General features: G+C 61.8%; 21 protein-coding genes. 16 read left to right on the forward strand and 5 right to left on the reverse strand.

Annotated elements, in window-relative coordinates:
- The first annotated feature begins 1 nt into the window (after position 1).
- The 3 genes from AOA62_RS16250 to AOA62_RS16260 are packed head-to-tail and all read left to right on the forward strand — an operon-like array spanning position 2 to position 3,034.
- Positions 2-1,201 carry an NAD(P)/FAD-dependent oxidoreductase gene (locus tag AOA62_RS16250; RefSeq protein ID WP_099549166.1) on the forward strand — a complete coding sequence of 400 codons (1,200 nt, stop codon included), beginning with the start codon at positions 2-4 and terminating at the stop codon, positions 1,199-1,201.
- 1 nt (position 1,202) lies between these two features.
- Positions 1,203-2,021, forward strand: coding sequence for a sugar phosphate isomerase/epimerase (locus AOA62_RS16255; protein ID WP_099549167.1), 819 nt, complete (start codon positions 1,203-1,205; stop codon positions 2,019-2,021).
- A 50-nt stretch (positions 2,022-2,071) separates the two neighbouring features.
- Complete coding sequence (locus tag AOA62_RS16260) at positions 2,072-3,034, forward strand: Dyp-type peroxidase (protein ID WP_017134585.1); 963 nt, start codon at positions 2,072-2,074, stop codon at positions 3,032-3,034.
- Here the strand turns inward: AOA62_RS16260 and AOA62_RS16265 are convergent.
- Positions 3,031-3,903, reverse strand: a complete 873-nt coding sequence (locus tag AOA62_RS16265; RefSeq protein WP_099549168.1) for an undecaprenyl-diphosphate phosphatase — start codon at positions 3,901-3,903, stop codon at positions 3,031-3,033. The genes AOA62_RS16260 and AOA62_RS16265 overlap by 4 nt on opposite strands.
- 179 nt (positions 3,904-4,082) lie before the next feature.
- Between AOA62_RS16265 and AOA62_RS16270 the strand changes: the two genes are divergently transcribed.
- The 6 genes from AOA62_RS16270 to AOA62_RS16295 all read left to right on the forward strand — a co-directional run bounded on the left by AOA62_RS16270 (position 4,083) and on the right by AOA62_RS16295 (position 11,263).
- Positions 4,083-4,589 carry a GNAT family N-acetyltransferase gene (locus AOA62_RS16270; protein WP_099549190.1) on the forward strand — a complete coding sequence of 169 codons (507 nt, stop codon included), beginning with the start codon at positions 4,083-4,085 and terminating at the stop codon, positions 4,587-4,589.
- Positions 4,590-4,900: 311 nt separating this feature from the next.
- A complete protein-coding gene (locus AOA62_RS16275; RefSeq protein WP_236447806.1) occupies positions 4,901-6,433 on the forward strand; it encodes an ABC transporter substrate-binding protein in 1,533 nt (510 codons plus the stop codon).
- Between the two features lie 12 nt (positions 6,434-6,445).
- A complete protein-coding gene (locus AOA62_RS16280; protein WP_099549170.1) occupies positions 6,446-7,387 on the forward strand; it encodes an ABC transporter permease in 942 nt (313 codons plus the stop codon).
- Positions 7,384-8,238: an ABC transporter permease gene (locus AOA62_RS16285; RefSeq protein ID WP_099549171.1), complete on the forward strand. Its 855-nt coding sequence runs from the start codon at positions 7,384-7,386 to the stop codon at positions 8,236-8,238. Before AOA62_RS16280 ends, AOA62_RS16285 begins: the two co-directional genes overlap by 4 nt.
- On the forward strand, positions 8,235-9,869 hold the full coding sequence (locus tag AOA62_RS16290) for an ABC transporter ATP-binding protein (protein ID WP_099549172.1): 1,635 nt from the start codon (positions 8,235-8,237) through the stop codon (positions 9,867-9,869). The genes AOA62_RS16285 and AOA62_RS16290 overlap by 4 nt, the downstream gene beginning before the upstream one ends.
- A 110-nt stretch (positions 9,870-9,979) precedes the next feature.
- Positions 9,980-11,263: an OprD family porin gene (locus tag AOA62_RS16295; RefSeq protein WP_099549173.1), complete on the forward strand. Its 1,284-nt coding sequence runs from the start codon at positions 9,980-9,982 to the stop codon at positions 11,261-11,263.
- 167 nt (positions 11,264-11,430) lie between these two features.
- On the opposite strand, the gene AOA62_RS16300 is transcribed toward AOA62_RS16295, so the two are convergent.
- Positions 11,431-12,309, reverse strand: a complete 879-nt coding sequence (locus tag AOA62_RS16300) for a GntR family transcriptional regulator (RefSeq protein WP_099549174.1) — start codon at positions 12,307-12,309, stop codon at positions 11,431-11,433.
- A gap of 140 nt (positions 12,310-12,449) precedes the next feature.
- Here AOA62_RS16300 and AOA62_RS16305 point away from each other — a divergent pair, with 140 nt between their 5' ends.
- Genes AOA62_RS16305 through AOA62_RS16315 form a run of 3 tightly spaced genes read left to right on the forward strand, consistent with a single transcriptional unit; the run spans position 12,450 to position 16,681 of the window.
- Positions 12,450-13,955: a serine hydrolase gene (locus tag AOA62_RS16305; RefSeq protein ID WP_099549175.1), complete on the forward strand. Its 1,506-nt coding sequence runs from the start codon at positions 12,450-12,452 to the stop codon at positions 13,953-13,955.
- A 12-nt stretch (positions 13,956-13,967) separates the two neighbouring features.
- Entirely contained in the window at positions 13,968-15,263 is a 1,296-nt protein-coding gene (locus tag AOA62_RS16310; protein WP_099549176.1) for an aminotransferase class III-fold pyridoxal phosphate-dependent enzyme, read from the forward strand.
- Positions 15,260-16,681: an aldehyde dehydrogenase family protein gene (locus AOA62_RS16315; RefSeq protein ID WP_099549177.1), complete on the forward strand. Its 1,422-nt coding sequence runs from the start codon at positions 15,260-15,262 to the stop codon at positions 16,679-16,681. The genes AOA62_RS16310 and AOA62_RS16315 overlap by 4 nt, the downstream gene beginning before the upstream one ends.
- On the opposite strand, the gene AOA62_RS16320 is transcribed toward AOA62_RS16315, so the two are convergent.
- A complete protein-coding gene (locus AOA62_RS16320) occupies positions 16,668-17,606 on the reverse strand; it encodes a GlxA family transcriptional regulator (RefSeq protein ID WP_099549178.1) in 939 nt (312 codons plus the stop codon). The two genes, AOA62_RS16315 and AOA62_RS16320, sit on opposite strands and share 14 nt — an antisense overlap.
- Before the next feature lie 185 nt (positions 17,607-17,791).
- On the opposite strand from AOA62_RS16320, the gene AOA62_RS16325 reads away from it, so the two are divergent.
- The 3 genes from AOA62_RS16325 to AOA62_RS16335 all read left to right on the forward strand — a co-directional run bounded on the left by AOA62_RS16325 (position 17,792) and on the right by AOA62_RS16335 (position 20,278).
- A complete protein-coding gene (locus tag AOA62_RS16325) occupies positions 17,792-18,400 on the forward strand; it encodes a TetR/AcrR family transcriptional regulator (RefSeq protein ID WP_099549179.1) in 609 nt (202 codons plus the stop codon).
- Positions 18,397-19,074, forward strand: coding sequence for a type 1 glutamine amidotransferase domain-containing protein (locus AOA62_RS16330; protein WP_099549180.1), 678 nt, complete (start codon positions 18,397-18,399; stop codon positions 19,072-19,074). Before AOA62_RS16325 ends, AOA62_RS16330 begins: the two co-directional genes overlap by 4 nt.
- A 79-nt stretch (positions 19,075-19,153) precedes the next feature.
- Positions 19,154-20,278, forward strand: a complete 1,125-nt coding sequence (locus AOA62_RS16335) for an alkene reductase (RefSeq protein ID WP_099549181.1) — start codon at positions 19,154-19,156, stop codon at positions 20,276-20,278.
- Between the two features lie 266 nt (positions 20,279-20,544).
- Here the strand turns inward: AOA62_RS16335 and AOA62_RS16340 are convergent, their stop codons facing one another.
- Entirely contained in the window at positions 20,545-21,543 is a 999-nt protein-coding gene (locus AOA62_RS16340; protein ID WP_099549182.1) for an NAD(P)H-quinone oxidoreductase, read from the reverse strand.
- Between the two features lie 186 nt (positions 21,544-21,729).
- Between AOA62_RS16340 and AOA62_RS16345 the strand changes: the two genes are divergently transcribed.
- Positions 21,730-22,110, forward strand: a complete 381-nt coding sequence (locus AOA62_RS16345) for a DoxX family protein (RefSeq protein ID WP_026013490.1) — start codon at positions 21,730-21,732, stop codon at positions 22,108-22,110.
- 55 nt (positions 22,111-22,165) lie between these two features.
- Here the strand turns inward: AOA62_RS16345 and AOA62_RS16350 are convergent, their stop codons facing one another.
- On the reverse strand, positions 22,166-22,984 hold the full coding sequence (locus AOA62_RS16350; protein WP_099549183.1) for an alpha/beta fold hydrolase: 819 nt from the start codon (positions 22,982-22,984) through the stop codon (positions 22,166-22,168).
- Positions 22,985-23,015: the final 31 nt, after the last annotated feature.

Genomic DNA, 23,015 nt, shown 5'->3' on the forward strand with positions numbered 1-23,015 from the left:
CATGAACGCCCCCCTGATCATCGTCGGCGCCGGCCATGCCGGTGGCCGTGCGGCGCTGACCTTGCGCGAAGAAGGCTACACCGGGCGCCTGATCCTGATCGGCGATGAACCGCACTTACCCTACGAGCGCCCGCCATTATCCAAGGGCTTGCTGCAAGGCAGCACGGACCTGGCGGGTTGCAGCCTGTGCGACAGCCAGCGCATGGCCGCGCTGGGCATCGAACATATCGCCGGCAACCCGGTTACGCGCCTGGAGCCGCACCAGCACCGGCTGCAACTGGCTGACGGCCAATGGCTGGACTTTGCCGGTTTGCTGCTGGCCACTGGCGGCCGGGCGCGACGCTGGCCTGTGGAGCAGGCGAGCGTGCTTTACCTGCGCACCCATGATGAGGCGCTGGCCCTGCGCGACGCCTTGCGCCCCGGCACGCGGCTGGTGGTGGTCGGCGGTGGTTTTATCGGCCTGGAAGTGGCGGCGACCGCGCGCGGCCTGGGCTGCCAGGTCACGGTGCTTGAAGCTGGCCCACGCTTGGCGGGCCGGGTGTTGCCGCCGGTGATCAGCGCAGCGCTGCTGAATTTGCACCGCCAGCAAGGCGTTGAGGTGCGCTTGAATGTGGCACTCGAATCCATCGACGCCGACGCGGTGCAACTGGTCGATGGGCAGCGCTTGCCGTGTGATCGGGTGGTGGTCGGCATTGGCATGCAACCCAATCTCGAACTGGCTGCAGCGGCGGGGCTGGAAGTGGGGCAGGGCATTCGCGTCGATGCGCAACTGCGCACCAGTGCGCCGAACATTTATGCGGCGGGCGATGTGTGTGAGTTTCGCCTGGGTGGCCTGTATCAACGCCAGGAAACCTGGCGCAATGCCGAAGCCCAAGGCCGTCACGCCGCCCTGAATATGCTGGGCCGGGAGTTGCCGTTCGAGGCGCTGCCGGGTTTCTGGTCCGACCAGTACGACTGGGGCTTGCAGACCGTTGGCGTGATGACCCCGCTGACGGTCAGCCGCGCACTGCCGAGCGGTGGTTTGCTGTTGTTCCACCTGGATACCGACGGGCATTTGCAAGGCGCTTGCGGCTGGGCGCTCGGCAATGGCGTGGCCAAGGACATCAAGCTGTGCGAACGCTTGATCAGCGCGTGCATTGCACTCAATACGGCCGACCTGGCCGACCCGGATGTTTCCCTTAAACATTTGCTGCGAGGCTGATATGCGCCAATTGCTGGTGTTCCAATCCCTCTGGGCCATGCAGACCGAACCCGGGCCGCTGGAAGCCCAGCTTGATCGCATCGCCGCCGCCGGCTTCGACGGCATCACCGATCATTACTGGAAACCCGCCGAGGTCGCGCGCCTGCACGCTGCCGCCAGCGCCAGGAGCTTGCAGATCGAAGGCCAACTGTTCCCGCAATCGGTGGATGACCTGGCCGCCGTGCTGGATGTGATCAGCCGCTACGGCTGCCACCACCTCACCCTGCAGGCCGATGTGCGCCCGCGCACGCTGGCCGAGGCGGCCCGCCTGGTCGAAGGCTGGCAGCGCCTGGCCGAACAGGTGGACTTTCCGATCCTGCTGGAAACCCATCGCTACCGCCTTACCAACGACCTGCTGTTCACCCTCGACCTGCTCGCACAGATGCCCGACCTGAAACTGCTCGCCGACCTGTCCCATTACGTCGTCGGCCGGGAGTTACCGGAACCGGGCGCGTTCGAGGACGACGAGCAGATACGCACGATATTGCGCCACAGCTGGGGCTTTCACGGGCGAGTGGCCAGCAGTGAACAGGTGCAGGTCTCTGTGGGTTTCCCCCAACACCAGGCCTGGGTAGAACGCTTTACCGGTTGGTGGCGCTACGGGATTGAAGACTGGCTGGCCCGGCCCGATGCGCCCAATAGCCTGTCGTTCACCTGTGAGCTGGGCCCGCCGCCCTATGCAATCACGGATGCAAACGGCGGTGAAATCAGCGACCGCTGGGCCGAGGCGCTGAAGCTGAAGACCCTGATTCGCCAGGTGTGGGAGAGCTGCCAGCGATGATCTGCTAATCTGCGCGGGTTAAAACCGCCCTTAGCCTGTGGACTTTCATCATGAAGACTTGCCCTGTTCAGCCACCTCTTGAGCCGCAGTCCGTCTGCCATCCCATCACCAGCAGCGCGATCTTCATGGTTGCAACCGTCGCTCCCGGCAGTGAAGACCAGGTGCGCGCCTGGTGCGGCGATATCGCCGGGCTGGTGCGTTCGGTGGGCAAGCGCGTGCCGGCGGGCAACCTGACCTGCGTCTGCGGGTTCGGCTCGGATGCCTGGAGCCGGCTGTTCGGCGGGCCACGCCCGGCGGCCTTGCACCCGTTTCGCGAGTTCGGCGTGCCAGGGCGCATGGCGCCGTCGACGCCCGGCGATATCCTGCTGCATATCCGCGCCGAGCAGATGGACCTGTGCTTCGAATTGGCCACGCAGTTGATGGTGGCCCTGGGCGACAGCATCAAGGTGGTGGATGAGGTCCAGGGTTTCCGTTACTTCGATATGCGCAGCATCATCGGTTTTGTCGACGGCACCGAGAACCCGGTGGGGCGCAAGGCCGTCGGCTTTACCATCGTCGGCGATGAAGACGCGGAATTTGAAGGCGGCAGCTACGTGCTGGTGCAGAAGTACCTGCACAACATGAGCGCCTGGAACGAGCTGACGGTGGAAGCGCAGGAGAAAGTGATCGGGCGTACCAAACTGGCCGACATCGAGCTGGATGAAGAGACCAAACCGAGCAACTCCCACAGCGCCCTGACCGTGATCACCGACGAAAACGGCGAAGAAGTGAAAATCCTGCGCGACAACATGCCCTTTGGCCGCCCAGGCGCCGGCGAGTTCGGCACCTACTTTATCGGCTACGCGCGCTCGCCGCAGCCCCTGGAGTTGATGCTGGAAAACATGTTCGTCGGCCGCCCGGTCGGCAACTACGACCGCTTGCTGGACTTCAGTACCGCCGTGACCGGCGGCCTGTTTTTTGTGCCTTCGGCCGATTTGCTTGAAGAGCTGGCCGACCGTCAACCGGGGTCTTAACTGAGCAACCCGGTGCTGACCGCCACAATCAAGAAGACTCCCAGCAGCGCGCGATAAATCACAAACGGCCAGGTGGAGAACCGCTCCAGGAACTTCATCAGGCCCCAGATCGCGAAGAACGCCGAGATACTTGCCACCACCAGGCCGAAGAGCAAATGCGGCCAGGCGTGGGCGGGCATGTCGGCGTGCAGCAGCACCCACAGCTCTTTCAAACCGGCCAGCGCGATGGCGGGCAGGCCCAGCAGGAATGAAAAGCGCGCGGCTTCTTCACGCTTGAAGTTGAGGAACAGCGCAGCGGTCAGCGTCGAGCCCGAGCGCGATACGCCGGGAATCAGCGCGCCAATTTGCGCAACCCCGACAATCAGTGCATCGCGCAGGCGCATCTGGCCCATGTCCCGGGTGTGACGTGCGCGCACTTCGGCCACCGCCAGCAGTACCGCCATCACCACACAGGAAATCCCGATCACCATCAGGCCGCGCAACGGCGAGTTGCAGCTGTTGAGGGTCGAGGACAAGGCCAGGCCGGCAATGCCGATGGGGATGGTCGCCAGCACAATCGCCACCGCCAGCTTGAACCACGGGTCGTTGTAGTCGCCCCGGCGTACCGCACCGATGCTGCCCGTGGTGACCTGGCGCACATCGCGCCAGAAATAACTGACCACCGCCGCCAGCGCCGCCAACTGCATCGCCGCCGAAAACGCCGAGCCGGGGTCTTGCCAGCCGAGCAGGGCGGGCACCACACGCATGTGGGCGGTGGACGACACCGGCAGCAGCTCGGTAATGCCCTGGATCACACCCAGGATGAAAATCTGCAGGTAATCCAGGGAGGCAAAGCCCACATCCAGGCCGGCGGAACAGACGTTGGTCAAAATAGAGGTCCTTGAGGAAAAGGTCGAAGCTGACGAAGTTTATTCTAAATGTTTCAGGAATTTCGGTTGGACGGGGCAAATCCGCAATCGGTTCAGCAAACAGAAAGGTTATGCAATGTATTGGCCTGCGCGCGTGTTTTGTGAACAATGGCGCCCTGCGTTTTGTCACCGAGAGCCCCATGCCTGAAACCACCGTTGAACTGATCCAGACTGGCCCCGAAGCGTCCGAGCTGATCCGCAACCTTTACCAGTATTACGCCTATGAGTCCTCGGACTGGGAACAGGAAGATGTCGAGGCGGATGGCCGCTTCTACATCCACGATGAGCACCTGACCCGTTACTGGCACGACCCGCAATGGAGCGCCAACCTGCTGCTGGTGGACGGTTATATCGCCGGCTTCCTGCTGATTGAAGGCAGCGAACTGCCAGGCATCGACGCCCTGGAACTGGCCGACCTGTTCATTCTCAAGCGCTACCGCCGCAAAGGCATTGGCCGTGCCATTGCCACCCAGGTGTTGAGCAGCGGCCAGGCCGATTGGCTGGTGCGTTTCTATGACCAGGATGAAGTGTCCCAGGCGTTCTGGCGTGCGGTGCTGGATGATTTGCCGCGCCCGGTGCAGACCCTCGAGTTGGAGGATGACCCGCAGTTGGTGAGTTACCTGATTACGCGAGCGGTCCTGCATTAAGCGAGCGCCTGCGGGCGCACGCTGGTTTACACCCATAGAGGCTTCGGCCTCTTTTTTATTGCACTGAAAAACCATCATCGGTTGAAGAGTAGAAGGCTTTAATGTTTTTAAGTACTTAAAAAAACATTTACAAGCCAACTCCATGCTGTGAGTATGTCCGGGCGAATTTAAAAAAACAAAAACATCCGCGGCACTGATCCCGTTCAGGCCATAACAACAACGACCTCAAACAGGCTTGAAGCCGGCTCCTGCCCCAGGCCGCTTCTGTGCGAAGGAGAACATCTCCCTTGAATCGCTTACTTAATGGCACGCTGTGCGTCACCCTCGTACTCGGCGCCGGCTTTGCGCAGGCCCAGACCACCTTGCGCGTCGGCTTGAACGCCGACATCCGCAGCACCGAGCCGGGCGTCAACCGTGACGAAAATACCGACACCGTGATGCTGCACATCGTTGAGGGCCTGGTAGCCCACCGCGAAGACGCCTCGGTTGGCCCGTTGCTGGCCCGCGAGGTGCAACGCGCCGACGACGGCTTGACCTACACCTTCAAATTACGCGAAGGCGTGCACTTCCAGAACGGTGCGACATTAACTGCCGATGATGTGAAGTGGACCTGGGAGCGCTACCTCAACCCCAAGACCCAGTGGCGTTGCCTGGCCGAATTCGACGGGCGTGGCGGGGCGAAAATCACCGCCATCGACACGCCGGACCCGCTCACCGTCGTGTTCCATCTCGACCAGCCCAGCGGCCTGTTCCTGGCTTCGATGGCGCGCCCCGATTGCGCCGGCAGCGGCATCCTGCACCCCGATTCGCTGGCCGCCGATGGCAGTTGGAAAGCCCCTGTCGGCACCGGCCCGTTCAGCCTCACCGAATGGAAACCCGGGCAATACGTGGTGCTGTCGCGCTTTCACGACTACAGCCTTCGTGACGACGCTGCACCGGACGGCTTTACCGGCAAGAAGCAGGCCCTGGTGGATGAAGTGCGCTTTATGGTGATCCCCGACCCGTCGTCGGCCAAGGCGGCATTGATGTCCAACAACATTGACCTGCTGCCCAATGTCAGCGCCAGCGATGCGCAGGAGTTGAAAACCACACCGGGTGTGCAGATTTCATTCAGCCCGATCATGGCCATCTGTGGCTTGTTGTTCCAGACCAACGATCCGCTGCTCAAAGATGTGCGCATCCGCCAGGCCATCGCCCATTCTCTGGATTACGGGCAAATGGTCAATGCGCTGTCCAACGGCACCTCCGAGCCGAACAACTCGGCCATCGCACAAACCAGCCCCTTCTACAGTGCCACCGCCAAGCAGGGCTACCGCTACGACCCGCAGCTGGCCCAGCGCCTGTTGAAAGAGGCCGGCTACCACGGCCAGCCGATCAAGATGATCGTCAATAAACGCTATTCGCAGATGTTCGACATGGGCCTGCTCAGCCAGGCAATGGCGGTGGCCAGTGGCTTGAACATCCAGATGGAAACCCTGGAGTGGGGCACCCAACTGGAGCGCTACCAGAGTGGCAATTACCAGATGATGGCGTTCTCTTACTCCTCGCGCCTGGACCCCGCTACCAGCTTCGATTCGCTGATGGGTGACAAGAGCAAGGAACCGCGCAAGGTCTGGGATAACCCCCAGGCCCAGGCGGTACTGCGTGAGGCGGTGCGCGAGAGCGACACGGCCAAGCGCCAGGCGCTGTTCGACCAGTTGCACTCGATGATGATCCACGACACGCCCATGGTGATCATCTACAACGGCACAGTAGCCGCGGCGCTGCGCGACAGCGTCAAGGGCTTCCATTCCTGGCCGGTGTCATCGCCAAGGCTGTGGGGCGTCAGCCTCGCGGCCCACTAACGAGGCCTGAGCATGTTGCGTTTTATTTTGCAAAAACTCGCGATGGCGATTCCGACACTGCTGCTGATCTCGGTGATGGTGTTCGCACTGATTCGCCTGATCCCGGGCGACCCGGCGCTGTTGATGCTCGGTGATATGGCCGACCCGCAAAGCCTGGCCGATATGCGCCACACCCTGGGCCTGGATCAATCGCTGGTCATGCAGTTCCTGATCTGGTTCAAGGCCGTAATGAGCTTCGACCTGGGTGTATCCATCAGCACCAAGCAGGCGGTATTGCCGCTGATCCTGGACCGCTTCAGCGTCAGCGCCACCATCGTGCTGGTGGCGGTGTTGTTTGCCACGTTGATCGCCGTGCCGATTGGCTTGATCGCGGCCTGGAAACAAAACAGCGCGCTCGACCTTGGGTTGGTGTCCGTCGCCACCTTGTTGCTGTCGATTCCCAGTTTCTGGCTTGGCCTGTTGCTGCTGCATGCCTTTGGTATTCAACTGGGCTGGTTGCCGGTGGTGGGCTACGTGAGTTTTGCCCAGGCGCCGTGGCAAGCGATCAGCTACATGGTGCTGCCGGTGGTGACGCTGACCCTGGTTGAAGTGGGCGCGATTACCCGCATGGCGCGTGCCAGCACCATCGAAGTGCTGCGCCTGGAGTACATCGCCCACGCCCGCGCCAAAGGCCTGTCGGAACGTGCGGTGCTGTGGAAACACGCGTTGCCCAATGCGTTTGCGCCGACCTGGACGCTGGTCGGGCTGATCCTCGGCAACCTGCTGGGTGGAATCGCTGTGCTGGAAACGGTGTTCACCCTGCCTGGCATCGGCCGCTTGATGGTCGATGCGATTTTTGCCCGCGACTATCCGGTGCTGCAAGGCTGCCTGTTGTTGATCACCTTTATCTATGTGCTGGTCAACCTGTGTGTGGATCTGCTCTATCCGCTGTTCGACCCAAGGGTGAAGTTATGAGTTCGACTATTGCCGTGCCCGTAGCGGCCAAGCGCCGACGCGGGTGGGCGCCGGCCAATGCCGTGATCGGCGGCGGGCTGCTGGTGGCGTTGATCGCGCTGGCGTTGATGGGGTTGGTGTGGTCGCCGTTCGATCCGCTGAAGATCGACTTGATCGCGCGTTTCCAAGCACCATCAGCGGCCCATTGGTTGGGCACCGATGAGTTTGGTCGCGACGTGTTCAGCCGCTTGCTGATCGGTGCCCGCACCAGCCTGTGGGTGAGTTTGCTCACGGTGACGGTGGCGGTACTGGCCGGCACCGTGATCGGCATGCTCGCCGGTTACTTGCGCGGTTGGACCGACCGCGTGTTGATGATGTTCAACGATGCGCTGCTGGCGTTTCCCGGCATCCTCATGGCGCTGGGCATCATGGCGATTATCGGTGCCAGCAAATACGGCATCGTGTTGGCCCTGGGCATTGCCTACACGCCCTCGGTGGTGCGGGTCGTGCGCGGCACGGTGTTATCCCTGCGTGAGCTGGAGTACATCGAAGCCTCGCGGGTCATCGGCAACTCCGAGCTGTACACCATGCTGCGGCACATCGCCCCCAACTGCCTCGCGCCACTGTGTGTGCTGGCCACCAGCATGTTCGGTTGGGCGCTGCTTTCGGAAAGCGCCCTGAGCTTCCTCGGCCTCGGCGTACCGCCACCGGCTGCCACCTGGGGCAACATGCTTGCCAGCAGTCGGCCGTATATCGCCTCGGCACCTTGGCTGGGTGTGTTTCCGGGGCTGTTTATCTGCCTGACGCTGTTGGCGATCAACTTGTTTGGCGACGCACTGCGTGACCGTCTCGACCCCCGGATGAGGAAATGAACATGCCCGCCAATTGTGTTTTGTTGAGTGTGCAAAACCTGAAGATCCGCGTCGGGGAACATGGCCCGCTGGCCGTCGATGACCTGAGTTTCTGTATCGCGCCGGGCGAGATTGTGGCGTTGGTGGGCGAGTCGGGCAGCGGCAAGACCATGGCCGCTCGCGCTGCCATCGGCTTGCTGCCGTTGCCGATGCAAGTGTGTGGCGGGCGCCTGGATTTCCAGGGCCGCGACCTGGTCAAGGCCGGCACTGAAGAATTGCGCGCGATTCGTGGTGCGAGCATCGGCATGGTGTTCCAGGAACCGATGGTGTCGCTCAACCCGGCGTTAAAAATCGGCCAACAGATGAGTGAGGCGCTCAGGCTGCACACTGACCTCGACCCGCCGCAGATCCGCGAGCGCTGCCTGGCCATGCTGCGTCGCATCGGGATCAAGGCGGCTGAACGTTGCCTGGAGTCCTACCCGCATCAGTTCTCCGGCGGCATGCGCCAGCGCATCATGCTCGCCTCGGTCATGCTGTTGCGCCCGGCGCTGTTGATCGCCGACGAACCCACCACTGCCCTCGACTGCCTGGCGCAGTTGGACGTGATCGAGTTGATGCTGGAGCTGACTCGCGAACAGGGCACGGCCATTCTGTTTATCAGCCATGACCTGTCACTCGTGGCCCGCTATGCGCACAAAGTGGTAGTGATGCGTCACGGCCAGGCGGTGGAGCAGGGCAGTACCCAAGACATCCTGCTGGCGCCCAAGGCCGAGTACACCCGCCAACTGCTTGAAGCCTTGCCACGGCGTGGCGAGCTGCCAGCATTGCCGGCGAGCAGCACGCCGTTGGTGGAGATTGACCAGGTGTGCATCGAGCACCCTGGGCCGACTTCGTTCTGGGGCAAGCGCCAGTACCAGCGCGTGGTGCATTCGGCCAGCCTGGCGATTGCACCTGGCGAAACCCTGGCACTGGTGGGCGGCAGTGGCTCGGGCAAAACCACCCTGGGTCGTTCGCTGGTCGGGTTGATCAAACCTTGCGCCGGGTCGATCCGCTTCAAGGGCGTGGATATCCTCAAGGCCGCCAACCGTACCCACCGGCTGCAGTGCCAGATGATTTTCCAGGACCCGTATTCATCACTGAACCCACGGATGAAAATCGGCCAGATCCTTGCTGAACCCCTGCGCCACGAGCCCGGTTTGAATGCCGCCGAGCGGCGTGAGCGCGTCACGCAAACCCTCAAGGATGTCGGCCTGGGTGAGGAGTATGTCGAACGCTTTCCCCACCAACTGTCCGGTGGCCAACGCCAGCGTGTCGCTATTGGCCGCGCACTGGTGCGCCGCCCGCAATTGGTGGTCGCCGATGAGCCGATTTCGGCCCTGGACATGACCATTCAGAAACAGATCCTCGAACTGTTCGAGCGCTTGCAGGCGCAGTACGGTTTTGCCTGCCTGTTCATTTCCCATGACCTGGCGGCCGTGGAGCGCATCGCCCATCGCGTGGCGGTGATGCACCAGGGCGAGGTCGTGGAAGTGGGGGCACGCGAGCAGATCTTCGATTGCGCGCAGCACCCCTACACCCGCCAGTTACTGGCGGCCGCCAGCCCACTGGAGAAACTGCCGGGCGGCGGCTACCGAATACGACCGGCAATTTAACCCCCTGATTTCATCCGGCGCGCGGGCCTTCATGCCTGCGCGAGGGTGAACGTCGTGCCCAGAAAAACAATAAGACCTACTCACCGAAATGACTGCCAGGAGCCAACAACATGCCTAACAACACGCTCAACCTGATCTTCAAGGGCGCCGGTCTTATGAGCGGGGGCCTGCTGTGCGCCCCGGTCCAGGCGGACTTTATCAAGGACAGCAATGCAGATCTGGACTTGAAAAACTACTACTTCAATCGTGACTACCGCGATGACGCCGGGCAATCCAAACGCGAGGAGTGGGCGCAGGGTTTTATCCTCAACCTCAAGTCGGGCTTTACCGAAGGCACCGTGGGGTTGGGTGTTGACGTGGTGGGCATGCTCGGCTTGAAACTCGATTCCAGCCCGGACCGCTCGGGCTCCGGTTTATTGTCGCGCGATAACGATGCTGCGCCGGGTAAACCGAGTTACTCCAGGCGTGCGCATGACGAGTACTCCAAATACGGCGTGACCGGCAAGGTGCGTGTTGCCCAGAGCGAGTTGCGCAGCGGCTACCTGCTGCCGGACTTGCCCACGTTGCAACCCAATACCAGCCGATTGTTCCCGCAGACGTTCCGGGGCACGCAGGTGACCTCCACCGATATCGCCGGGCTGGCGCTGATTGGCGGGCAGATTGACCAGACCAAACAGCGTGAGTCCACCGAGTACGAGGATATGGGGCTGACCAGTCAGAGCGGGGCTTACAAAAGCACCGCCAGAAGTGATCGTTTTCGATTTGCCGGCGGCGATTACAGGCTCACGCCGGGCATGACCCTGAGTTATCACTTTGCGCAGCTGGAAGATATTTATCAGCAGCACTTTATTGGGCTGAAAAACAGCGTTGCGCTGGGCGGCGGCCTGCTCAAGATGGATATCCGATATTTCGATGCGGACACCTCAGGTGCCGGTTCGGCGGGCAACGTGGATAACCGCGCGCTGAGTACGCGGGCGATGTTCAGCTACAAGGGGCATAGCATGGGTGGCGGGTATCAGGAGCAGTACGGCACAACGCCGTTTACCTATGTGGACGGCACCAATACCTATCTGTTTTCCGAGTATCAGTTGAGTAACTTCTCGCAAACCAATGAACGGGTCTGGCATGCGCGGTATGACTTTGATTTTGCGGCGCTGGGGGTTGCGGGACTGACATTCTCTACGCGCTGGGCCAAGGGTGACCGGGCGCAGGTGAAGGGGTTTGCGGGGGAAGGGCGGGAGTGGGAGCGGGATATTGATGTGGGGTATGTATTCCAGTCGGGGGCGCTGAAAGGCGTTTCATTGCGCTGGCGCAATGGGTTGAGCAAGGCCAATTACCTGCGTGACATGAATGAAAACCGGGTGATCGTCGGTTACACCGTGGCGCTTTGGTGATGCACGTGTTTGCCCTGAAGACGCTGTCTCTGTGTGGTAGCTGGCTGGCCTGCGATGGCGGGCTTGCTCGCCAGAGCCATGTGTCAGGCGCTGGAAGACTTGGGTCGGGGTACATAGCCCCAGGTGGGGGTAACCGCTGCAGCGGATATGCCCCCAATCCACACGCCTCAGCTCTTGTTTCGCGCCACCCGCAACTTGCTCGCCACATCCAGATGCCGATGCAACAACGTCGACGCCCACTCATTATCGCCTTGCTCCAACGCATCCAGAATCGCCAGATGCTCCTGGCACGACACCCGGACCCGCTCCACATTGTTCACCGTGTGAAACTCGGTCAACCGTCGCAACCGGTTCTGCTGCTGGATCGCCTGCAAGATATAGCCATTACCGGAAGCCGCCGCCAGCAGCTCATGAAACTCCGCGTTGCACTCGATAAAACGCTGCCCATCAACCGTGCCCTCCAACAACTCCATCTGCCGCTCCCGGCAGCGGCGAAACTGCTCAGGGTTGATAGTGAACGTCGGCTCCAACAGCCCCGCCGGCTCCAGCAACATGCGGAAGCGGTAGCTCTCAAAGCGCGTCTTCGGGCTGTTCAGCGTTGGCAAAAACTGCCAGCCATGCCCGTGCTTGCGCTGCATCACACCCTCATCAGACAAGCGCAGCAAACACCGGCGCAGCACGCTTTTGCCGACACCGTAGCGGCGCAGCAAATCACTTTCGGAAATCTGGTCGGGCAGCACCTGGTTCAAACGGTCATCGATCAAGCGGGTGTACAGCTGATCTTCTTCGTTATGCAACGCACTGACCTGTTGCGCCAAGCCATCGCCGGCTTCCAGTGGCACACGAAAGCCCTGCTGCGCCAGCGGCTCGATGGCTTTCTGTGTGGCCAGGTACGACAGCGCGCTGCGGATCGGCGAGCGCGACACGCCCAGGCGCTGGGCCAGTTCCACTTCTTTGAGGTGCATCCCGGGTTGCAGGTCGCCGCTGGCGATGGCGGCCAGGATCTGTCCGGCGACTTTGGTCTGCAGCGAGGTGAGTTGGGGCATGGCGTGAAGTCGATCCTGTGACAAGGGAGGCAAGAATACCCGGAAAACTGAATTATAGGCGGCTCAAATACATGAAGGCCGTCGTGAGTAAAACCTTATCTGCATTATTTGAAATATAAAAACATCAAAGAGGACCGATTATGACCTACATTCCGCTGCCCAGGGCCTTGCCCCATGAACGCGGTGTCGACCCCGCCGGCATTGCCGATTTCATTCAGGCCGTGTCCCTGGCGGGTCTTGAACTGCACAGTTTCATGCTCTATCGCCAAGGTGCGGTGGTGGTCGAGGCGTTTTGGCAACCCTACTCGGCGCACCGCATGCATGTGCAGCATTCGGCAACTAAAAGTTGGACCGCCACCGCGATCGGCCTGTTGGTGGACGACGGTCGCCTGCGGCTTGACGCTAAGGTCGTCAGTTTCTTCCCCGAGTTGTGCCCGCAGCCCATCAGCGCCAACCTCGCGGCCATGACCGTGGAGGATTTACTGACCATGCGCACCGGCCATGCACGCGGGATTTCCGGCGGGGACTGGCGCAACCTGCAAAGCAGTTGGGTCGAGGCCTTTCTCAACGAGCCGGTGGACGAGCCGCCGGGCCAGGCGTTTATCTACAGTAGTGCTTCCAGCTTTATGCTTTCGGCGATTGTCACCCAGGTGACCGGGCAGACGATGCATGCCCTGCTGCAGGCGCGTGTCCTTGATTACCTGGGGCTCGACAAGCTTGCGTGGGACCTGGCGCCGGGGGGCTTCAACGCCGGCGGCAATGGCTTGAGTTGCACCAGCGAAGACGCGTTGAAATTCGGCGTGTTGCACCTCAACCAGGGCCAGTGGCAGGGCCGCCAGCTGTTGTCGCCACAGTGGGTGGCACAGGCCACGCGCAACCAGGTACAGGACGTATGGATGGGCGAGTTCGACGGCAAGCAGTATCTGCCACGGGACAAAAACAAGGGCAACGAAGCCCAGCGCGAAGGCTATGGCTACCAGTGGTGGATGACCGAGCACGGCGGCTATTACGCCTCGGGGGTGTTCGGCCAGCAGTGCATGGTGCTGCCGGAGCAGGACACGGTGATTGTCTTCACCTGCGGCCTGCGCCTGGGCGAGAAACGCTTGCACCAGGCGCTGTGGCAGCATCTGTTCCCGGCGCTGGGGCGCACTGCTGCGGATGCTCAAACCAGCCAAATGCACTTGGACGCGCTGATCGAAGGCCTGCGCCTGCCCGGGCTGCCAGGCCTGCATGCCTCGCCCGCCAGCGCCGCCATGCAAGGTCGGTTCGCCATCGAACCCAATGAGGACGGTGTGCGCGAGTTGGCCTTTGATTTCCAGGGAGAGCACTGCGATTTCACCCTGGTTGACCACCGCGGCACCCACCACATACGTGCCGGCTTGCGGCAACCGATCGAAACCACTACCAGCATGACCGGCAACTATCTGCATCACCAGTATCAACCCGAGCAAACGCAGGTGGTTGCCCAGGCGCGGTGGACGCCCGAGGGCGAGTTGCACATGGATTGGCGCTTTGTTGAAACCGCATTCGGTGACCACGTGCGCTGCCGCCTCCTGGAGGGTCGCTTGTATTGCGACCGAGGTGTGAACACCAACGCCGGCGCCTTGCAACGGCCAACCCTTTTCGGCGTACGCACACAGTCTTAAGGAGTGCACGCAATGACCTCTTCCCTATGGGCGCCCTTTACCGCGATGCGCGCCTTCAACCGTCAGCCGATGTTGTTTGATCGCGCTGCCGGCATGCATTACACCACCACCGAGGGGCGCGAGGTGCTCGACGCCATGGCCGGGCTCTGGTGCGTCAACGCCGGTCACGGCCAGCCGCGTATCGTCGAGGCGATTCGGGAAGCGGCGGGGCGCCTGGACTTTGTGTCCTCATTCAAGATGAGCCACCCTGCGGCGCTGACCCTGGCTGATCGTCTTGTGGCAACCGCCCCTACGGGCCTGGATAAAGTGTTTTTTACCAACTCCGGTTCCGAAGCGGTGGATACTGCGTTAAAGATCGCTCGCGCCTACCATCAGGCGCGCGGCGACTGCCGCCGCACCAAGCTGATCGGCCGCGCCAAGGGCTATCATGGCATGGGGTTTGGCGGTTTGTCGGTGTCGGGGATTGGCCGCCAGAAGCGCGACTTCGGCCCGTTGCTGGGTGATGTGGCGCATTTGCCGCTGCCCTATGACGCGGGCTTACGTTTCAGCCCGGGTCAGCCGCAGCAGGGCGCGCACTATGCCGATGCCTTGTTGCAGTTGCTGGAGATCCACGACCCGGCAACCGTGGCGGCCGTGATTGTCGAGCCGGTCACCGGTTCAGGCGGCGTGTACGCACCGCCCCTGGGCTACCTGCAAAGATTGCGCGAGATCTGTGATCGTCATGGCGTGCTGCTGATTTTTGATGAAGTGATTACCGGTTTAGGCCGCCTCGGTCATGGGTTCGCCGCCCAGGCTTTCGGTGTTACGCCAGACCTGATGACCCTGGCCAAAGGCCTCACCAACGGTGCGGTGCCCATGGGCGGCGTGCTGGTCAGCGGCGCGGTGTACGAGGCTTTTATGCAAGGCCCGGAGCAGGCCATCGAGTTGATGCATGGGTACACCTATTCAGCGCATCCACTGGCGTGCGCAGCGGGTTTGGCGACCCTGCAGGTGCACGAGGAACTGGCTATCAACACCCATGTTCAGCAGCTTGCCCCGCTGTGGCAAGCCCGCGCGCTGGCGCTGCGTGAACAACCGTGGGTGCTGGATGTGCGTGCAACAGGTTTGCTCTGTGCGGTCGAACTTAAGCCGCGCGAGGGTGCGCCGGGTGCGCGGGCCGGGGAGGTCGCCCAGCGCTGTTACGAGGCGGGCGTGCTGGTGCGCGCGTCCGGGGACAATATCCTGCTGTCGCCGCCGTTGATCATCAGCGAGGAGCAGGTCGCGCTGGTTTTCCATACCTTGGGCGCTGCGCTGGAGGCGACGCGATGAATCACCGGGACTTTTACATCGACGGCCAATGGGTCAAGCCATTGGGGGCCGAAACCCTGGCGGTGCTCAACCCGGCCACCGAGTGCGTCATCACCCGCATCAGCCTGGGCACTGTCGCCGATCTGGACCTGGCGGTGGCTGCCGCTCGGCGCGCTTTTGACTGCTACAGCCAATGGTCACGCGAGCAACGCCTGGAGCTGTTGGCGGCGATCATCGACGGCTATCGCCAACACAGCGAAGCCCTCGCGCAGTGCGTGCACCAGGAGATGGGCGCGCCATTGTCGCTGGCGCGCAGCGCACACGTGCCGGCAGGCCTGGGCCATCTGCAACGGGCCTATGAACTGCTGAAAGACTACGCATTCGAGCGCCTCCACGGCAGCACTCTGATCAGCCGTGAGCCGATTGGCGTGTGCGGGCTCATCACGCCGTGGAACTGGCCACTGAATCAGCTGACCTGCAAGCTCGCCCCAGCCCTGGCAGCGGGCTGCACCCTGGTGCTCAAACCCAGCGAAAAGGCGCCCCTGTCGGCCCTGTTGCTGGCCGACATCCTGCATCGCGCCGGGGTGCCCAAGGGCGTGTTCAACCTGGTCAATGGTGATGGGCCGACCCTCGGCGAGGGGATTGCCCGCCATGCTGATATCGACATGGTTTCCTTTACCGGCTCGACCGGCGCAGGGGTTGCGGTGGCCAAGGCGGCCGCGCAAACGGTCAAGCGGGTCTGCCAGGAACTGGGCGGCAAGTCGGCCAACCTGATCCTCGCGGATGCGGACTTCGATGCAGCGGTGCGCCACGGCGTCAGCAGTTGCTTTCGCAACAGCGGGCAGTCATGCAACGCACCGACGCGCCTGCTGGTTCCACGGGCCATGCAGGCCCGTGCGGTACAGATTGCCCGAGAGGTGGCGGCGCAAGTGTGTTTTGACGACAGCAACCCGGCCACGGCCATCGGGCCGCTGGCCAATCAGGCGCAGTTCGAACGCGTGCAGAGGGTGTTGGGGGCAGTCGCCCAGGCGCCGGTATGCGGTGGCGTGGGGCGGCCCGAAGCGCTGACGACGGGTTTTTATACGCGGCCCACGGTGTTCGCCGACGTCGACCCGCAGTCGCCGATTGCCCGTGAAGAAGTGTTCGGGCCGGTGTTGGTGATCATCCCGTACGACAGCGAAGCGCAGGCGATCGCAATTGCCAACGACAGCCCCTACGGTCTCTCCGGTTACGTCAGCGCCGGCACCCTGGAACGCGCGCGTTTCGTGGCTCGGCAACTGCGCACGGGCATGGTCCACCTCAACGGTAGCAAGGCTGACAATGGCGCGCCATTTGGCGGGTACAAGCAGTCGGGCAATGGTCGCGAGTGGGGCGTGTTTGGCTTGGAGGATTACCTGGAGGTGAAGTCGATGTTCGGTTATGCGCCTAACCCGGATTGAACAACACCTGTTGCATGGCCTGTGGCGGCTGCCCGAAGGCACGCAGAAACGCCTGGCGCATGCGTTCGCGGTCACCAAAGCCGGTTTCGCGGGCCACCACTTCGACCGGGTGGCGGCTGGTTTCCATCATCGCCCGGGCTGCTTCCACGCGCAGTGATTCGATGGCCTTGGCCGGTGTTTGCCCGGTTTCTTCGCGAAACACCCGGCTGAACTGGCGCGGGCTCAAGCGGGCAACCTCGGCCAGGGCTTCGACCGAGAGGTCGTGGGTCAGGTTTTCGCGGGCATAGGCCAGGGCCAGCTGCACGCGGTCGGATTTGGGGTCCAGTTCCAGCAGGGCTGACAATTGCGACTGCTCACTGCCGCGGCGTTGGGCGATCACCAGTTTGCGGGCGATGCGCCGGGCCAGGTCGCTGCCCAGGTCAGCCTCGACCATGGTCAGTGCCAGGTCGACGCCGGCACTCATGCCGGCGCCGGTCCAGATCTGGCCGTCGACCACGAACAGTTTGTCTTCCTCAAGCTGGATGTGCGGGTAGCGCTTGCGAAAGGCGGGCGCGTGGATCCAGTGGGTGGTGGTGCGCTTGCCCTCGAGCAAGCCGGCTTCGGCCAACACGAAGATGCCCATGCACAATGAGGCCACGCGCCGTGATTGGGCGGAGGCGGCCTTGACCAGTTCGAGCAGGTTGGCTTCCGGCAAGCGAAATTCCAGATAGCCGCTGACGATCAGCGTGTCATAGCCCTGCGCGCGGATCGGCGTGGTGTTCACCGAAAAGCCTTGGGAGGTCATCACGGCACCGCCGCTTTCCGACACCAGGTGAAACTCATAGGCCGGTTCGCCGCGCAGCAGGTTCGCGCATTCAAATACCGAGCCCAGGCTAAGGCTCAGGGATTGAAAGTTCGGGTAAACCATCAGCGCAACGCTGTGCATCATTGTTCTCCAAAAAACGCGGGCCAGGGCACGGGAGTGGCGATTGTCGGCGGGTGTCGGGTAAACGGCAACCGGCTTTGTGGCATGTCCGGAATCCTTGCGCATCTGACATTGTTGAAGGTGTGCGTGGCGCCTAACATCCCCTCAACGAACTAGACGACTGGTCTAATCGGACGGGAAGCGTGATGAACAACGAAACTAAAAGTACCCGGCAGGCGATTCTTGACACGGCGCAAGTGATTGTCGGCCGTAAAGGATTTTCTGCGGTGGGCTTGAACGAAATACTGCAAGCCGCCGAAGTACCCAAAGGCTCGTTCTATCACTACTTCAACTCCAAGGATGCCTTCGGCGTGGTGTTGCTCGACAGCTACTTCGACCACTACGTCAACGGCATGCAGCAGTTGTTCGATCAGCCTGAAGTGTCAGGTTTCGCCAAGTTGATGCGCTATTGGCACTCCTGGGTCGACAACCAGACCGGCTGCACCGATACGGGCAAATGCCTTGCCGTCAAACTCGGTGCCGAGGTGTCAGACCTTTCAGAGCCGATGCGTCTGGCCCTGCAGCGCGGCACTGCACGCACCATTGAATTGCTTGCCCAGGCCTTGCAGCACGGCATTGAAGACGGCTCGCTGCAGGCACAGCCACACCCCGAAAGCCTGGCCCGGCGCCTGTATGCGTTGTGGCTGGGGACCAGCGTCATGAGCAAGATCACCCGAACATCCGCGCCGTTTGATGAGGCGCTGCTGCTCACACAACACCTATTGCAACCCATCGATCGAGGCACTGGAAAATGAAAGTATTAATGGTACTGACCTCTCACGACCAGCTGGGCGATACCGGTCGTAAAACCGGCTTCTGGCTCGAAGAATTTGCCGCTCCGTATTACACCTTCAAGGACGCCGGTGCCGAACTGGTGCTGGCATCGCCGGCCGGTGGTCAGCCACCGCTGGACCCGGTCAGTGACCAGCCGGATGCGCAAACCGACGATACCCGGCGCTTTGCCGCCGATTCGGCCGCGCAGCAGGCCCTGGCCAACACGGTCAAGCTGGACTCGGTGAATGCTGCCGACTTCGACACGGTGTTTTACCCAGGTGGTCATGGGCCATTGTGGGACCTGGCCGAATCGCAAGCGTCGATCGCGCTGATCGAAGCCTTTGAGCGCGCCGGTAAGCCGATTGGTTTTGTCTGCCATGCGCCGGGTGCGCTGCGTCACGTCAAGGCAGTCAACGGTGAAACGTTGGTGAAAGGCCGTCGTGTGACGGGCTTCTCCAATTCCGAAGAAGCCGCCGTGGGCCTGACCGATGTGGTGCCGTTTTTGATTGAAGATGATTTCAAGGCACTCGGTGGCCTGTATGAGAAGGGCGCCGACTGGCAGTCCTTTGTGCTTGAAGATGGCTTGCTGGTGACGGGGCAGAACCCTGCCAGCTCCAGCGATGTGGCCAAGGCCCTGCTGAAACTCACCGCTTAAATTAACTAACCGTTGCAGGCATTGGCGGCTCTCAAGAGCCGCCAATGCTTTTGTTCGCCCTGAATTTGGACTTTTACTCATGACCATGCGTGTTTTAAATACCCCGGTAAAGCTGGGGCATCACAGCCTCAATAACCGGGTTGTGCTGCCGCCCTTGACCCGTCAACGCAGTGCGCAACCGGGTGATATCGCCACCGACCTGATGGCCGAGTATTACCGCCAGCGCGCCAGCGCCGGGTTCATGGTCAGTGAAGGCACACAGATCGAACCTCGCGGCCAGGGCTATGCGTGGACGCCGGGTATCTACACGCCCGCGCAGATCGACGGCTGGCGCCAAGTCACCGAGGCGGTGCATGCCGAAGGCGGGGTGATTTTCGCTCAGCTGTGGCATGTCGGCCGTGTGTCCCATAACGCCCTGCAGCCAGAAGGGTTGGCCCCGGTCGCGCCTTCTGCGTTGCGGGCGGAGCAGGCGAAAGCCTTTATCGAAACCGGCCCCGGCGTGGGTGAATTGAAACAGCCGCCGGTGCCGCGTGCATTGAGCGTGCTGGAGATTGAGGAGTTGGTTGGGCATTACGCACAGGCTGCGCGCAATGCCTTGGACGCCGGTTTTGACGGCGTGGAAATCCATGCTGCCAATGGTTACCTGGTCAACCAGTTCATCTCTGCCCATGCCAACCAGCGCGACGACGAATACGGCGGCTCGTTGCACAATCGCCTGCGCTTTTTGCGCGAAATCGTTGAAGCAGTGACGGCCGTGGTCGGGCCGGAGCGTCTTGGCGTGCGTTTTTCGCCGTTGTTCAGCGGCACTGATCAGGACCGCGTGTACATCGGCCTGGTGGAGGAAGACCCACATCACACCTATATCGAGGCGATCAAGGTGCTGGAGGCGTCCGGCATTGCCTATGTGTCCATCGCCGAAGCCGACTGGGACAACGCGCCTGACCTGCCGGAAACCTTCCGCCAGGCGGTGCGCAACACCTTCAGCGGACGGATCATCTACGCCGGGCGCTACACCGCTGAGCGTGGTGCAAAGCTGCTGGAGGCGGGGCTGGCAGACCTGATCGCATTCGGTCGCCCGTTCATCGCCAACCCGGACTTGCCACAGCGGCTTTTCAACGGCTGGCCATTGAACCCGCTGCGGGCTGAGGGCATGTATGGCGGCTCTGAGCTGGGCTATACCGATTACCCGGTGTACGCCGGGTAAGTGCGCCAAGCCGCTGCGATGGCGGTGGTTCAGGTGGTTTATGTTTCGCCAGTGCCGCCGCCTTCGCAGCCTCGCCGGGGCTCGACAGCTCCCACATTTGAGCTTTGTCGCTGGGTGAATCTGCGTTCGATGCGATGGCCCTGCAAACCGAACCCCCAGCAACACAGCCGATTCCCTGTAGGAGCTGTCGAGCTTTAGCGAGGCTGCGAAAGCGGTGGGTCAGGCAACTTGTATGTCGCCTGTGCCGCCGCCTCGCCGGGGCTCGATTACTTCACTTGCAACACGATCTTGCCAATATGATCCCCGCCTTCCATCCGCGCATGGGCCTGGGCGGCGTCGGTGTATGCGTACACCTTGTCGATGATCGGCAGGCAGCGCCCGGCGGACAGCACCGGCCATATGTATTCGCGCAGCTGCTCAGCGATTGCGGCTTTCTCGTCCTTGGTGCGAGCGCGCAACAAGGAACCGGTGATGACTGCGCGTTTGCCGAGGATCGTCAGCAGGTCGACGTCATTGGCTTTGCCGCCGCCGAGGAAGCCCAGCATCACCAAGTGCCCGTCCATGCCCAGGGCCTTGAGGTTGTTGTTCAGGTAGGAGGCTCCCATGATGTCGAGGATCACGTCGACGCCCTGGTCGCCGGTCTTCTTGGCGATGACCTCGGCAAAGTCCTGCTCGCGGTAATTGATCGGCTCGGCGCCCAGTTTGGCAATTGCCGCGCATTTGTCGGCGCTGCCGGCGGTGGCGAACGCCTGGATGCCGAACTCCTGGCAGAGCATCAGCGCGGTGGTGCCGATGCCGCTGGTGCCGCCGTGGATCAAGGCGCGTTGGCCTGTGTGCGCGCCACCCAGGCCGAACAGGTTGGCCCAGACAGTGAAAAAGGTTTCTGGCACGGCAGCGGCTTGAATCCAATCCATGCCTTCAGGCACCGGCAGGGCCTGGCTGGCGGGTACGGCGCAGAACTGTGCATAGCCGCCACCATTGGTCAGGGCACAGACCTTGTCACCCAGGCTGTATTCACTGACGCCGTCGCCCAGCGCAACCACTTCGCCGGCCACTTCCAGGCCCGGTATCGGGCTCATGCCGGGCTTCATCGGGTACTTGCCGGCGCGTTGCAGGGCATCAGGACGGTTGACCCCGGCGGCATGCACGCGGATCAGAATTTCGCCGGGGCCGGGTGAGGGCACTGCAACCTGACGGGGCTGGAGAACCTCAGGGCCGCCGAAGGTGGTGATTTCAATCTGGGTCATGTCGTGGGGCAGAGTCATGTTTACGATTCCTGTAGCGATGAGCGTATGAAGTGGGACCGCAGCCTGGGGTGGTTGATTCAACCGGGGTAGTTTGTGTGGCGCCCAGCATAGCCGGCTCTTTGCCATAAGGTCAGCACAGGCTTGCAAGCTCGGGCGCGGCTCTGCGGACACAATCGACGTCGGTTTCTTTTATGGACGTTGCAGATGAATGAATCAAAAAGTCAGGCGCTTGGGCTGCTGTTTCTGCGAGTGAGTGCATCGCTGTTCTTGCTGTGGGTACATGGGCTGCCCAAACTGCTCCACTACAGCCAACAATTGACGCTGATCGAAGACCCGTTCCACCTGGGTGCCAATGTCACGTTATGCCTGGCGATTGGCGCTGAAGTCGTCTGCCCGTTGTTGATTATCGCCGGGGTCTGGGTGCGCCTGGCCTGTTTGCCGATCCTTGCAGTGCTGCTGGTGGCTTTGCTGGTAGTGCACCCGCAGTGGTCGCTGTTTGAAGGGCAGTTTGGATGGCTGCTGTTGATCCTGTTTTCCAGCATTCTGATCGCAGGGCCCGGTCGCCTGGCACTTGATCACGCCTGAACAAAAAAAGGCCGGGCAAGCCCGGCCAAAGAAAGGAGAGGGTGACGCCGTTGCTTCAGCGGTTGAGGAAGGCCAACAGGTCTTCGTTCAACTGCTGGGTGTGAGTGGCGGCAAAACCATGCGGCGCGTCCTTGTACACCTTCAATTGCGCGCCTTTAATCATCTGCGCCGCCACCTTGCCGGTGGTCTCGAACGGCACGATCTGGTCGCCATCACCGTGGATCACCAGGGTCGGCACATCGACCTTGGCCATGTCCGGGCGAAAGTCGGTTTCGGAGAATGCCGTGACACAATCAACCGTCGATTTTAGCGATGCCAGCAAGGCGATCTGCAAGGTCTGGGTGAGCACGCCTGGCGAGACCTTCTGCCCCTGGTTGATGCCAAAGAACGGGGTATTGAAATCGCTGATAAATTGCGCGCGGTCCTTGAGTAGCCCGGCCTTGATACCGTCAAATACATCGGCGGGCACACCTTGCGGGTAGTCCGCTTTCTGACCAAAGATCGGCGTCACGGCACCCAGCAATACCAGGCCGGCTACGCGTGCGTTGCCATGGCGGGCGATGTAGCGAGCGACGTCGCCGCCGCCCATGGAGAAGCCCACCAGGGTCACGTCGGTGAGGTCCAGGTGTTCAATCAACTGGGCAATGTCGTCGGCGAAGGTGTCGTAGTCATTGCCGGTCCATGGTTGGTCGGACCGGCCAAAACCACGGCGGTCGAAAGCGATGGTGCGAAAGCCGCGGCTGCTCAGGTATTCCATCTGGTATTCCCACATATCCGCATCCAGCGGCCAGCCGTGGCTGAACAATACAGGTTTACCGCTGCCCCAGTCCTTGAAGTAGATCTGGGTACCATCTTTGGCAACGAATGTGTTCATGCATAACTCCTTGATTGAGGGGGATGACTGC

Origin of the sequence: Pseudomonas sp. 2995-3 (assembly GCF_002742565.1) — a bacterium.
Classification (GTDB): Bacteria; Pseudomonadota; Gammaproteobacteria; order Pseudomonadales; family Pseudomonadaceae; genus Aquipseudomonas; species Aquipseudomonas edaphica.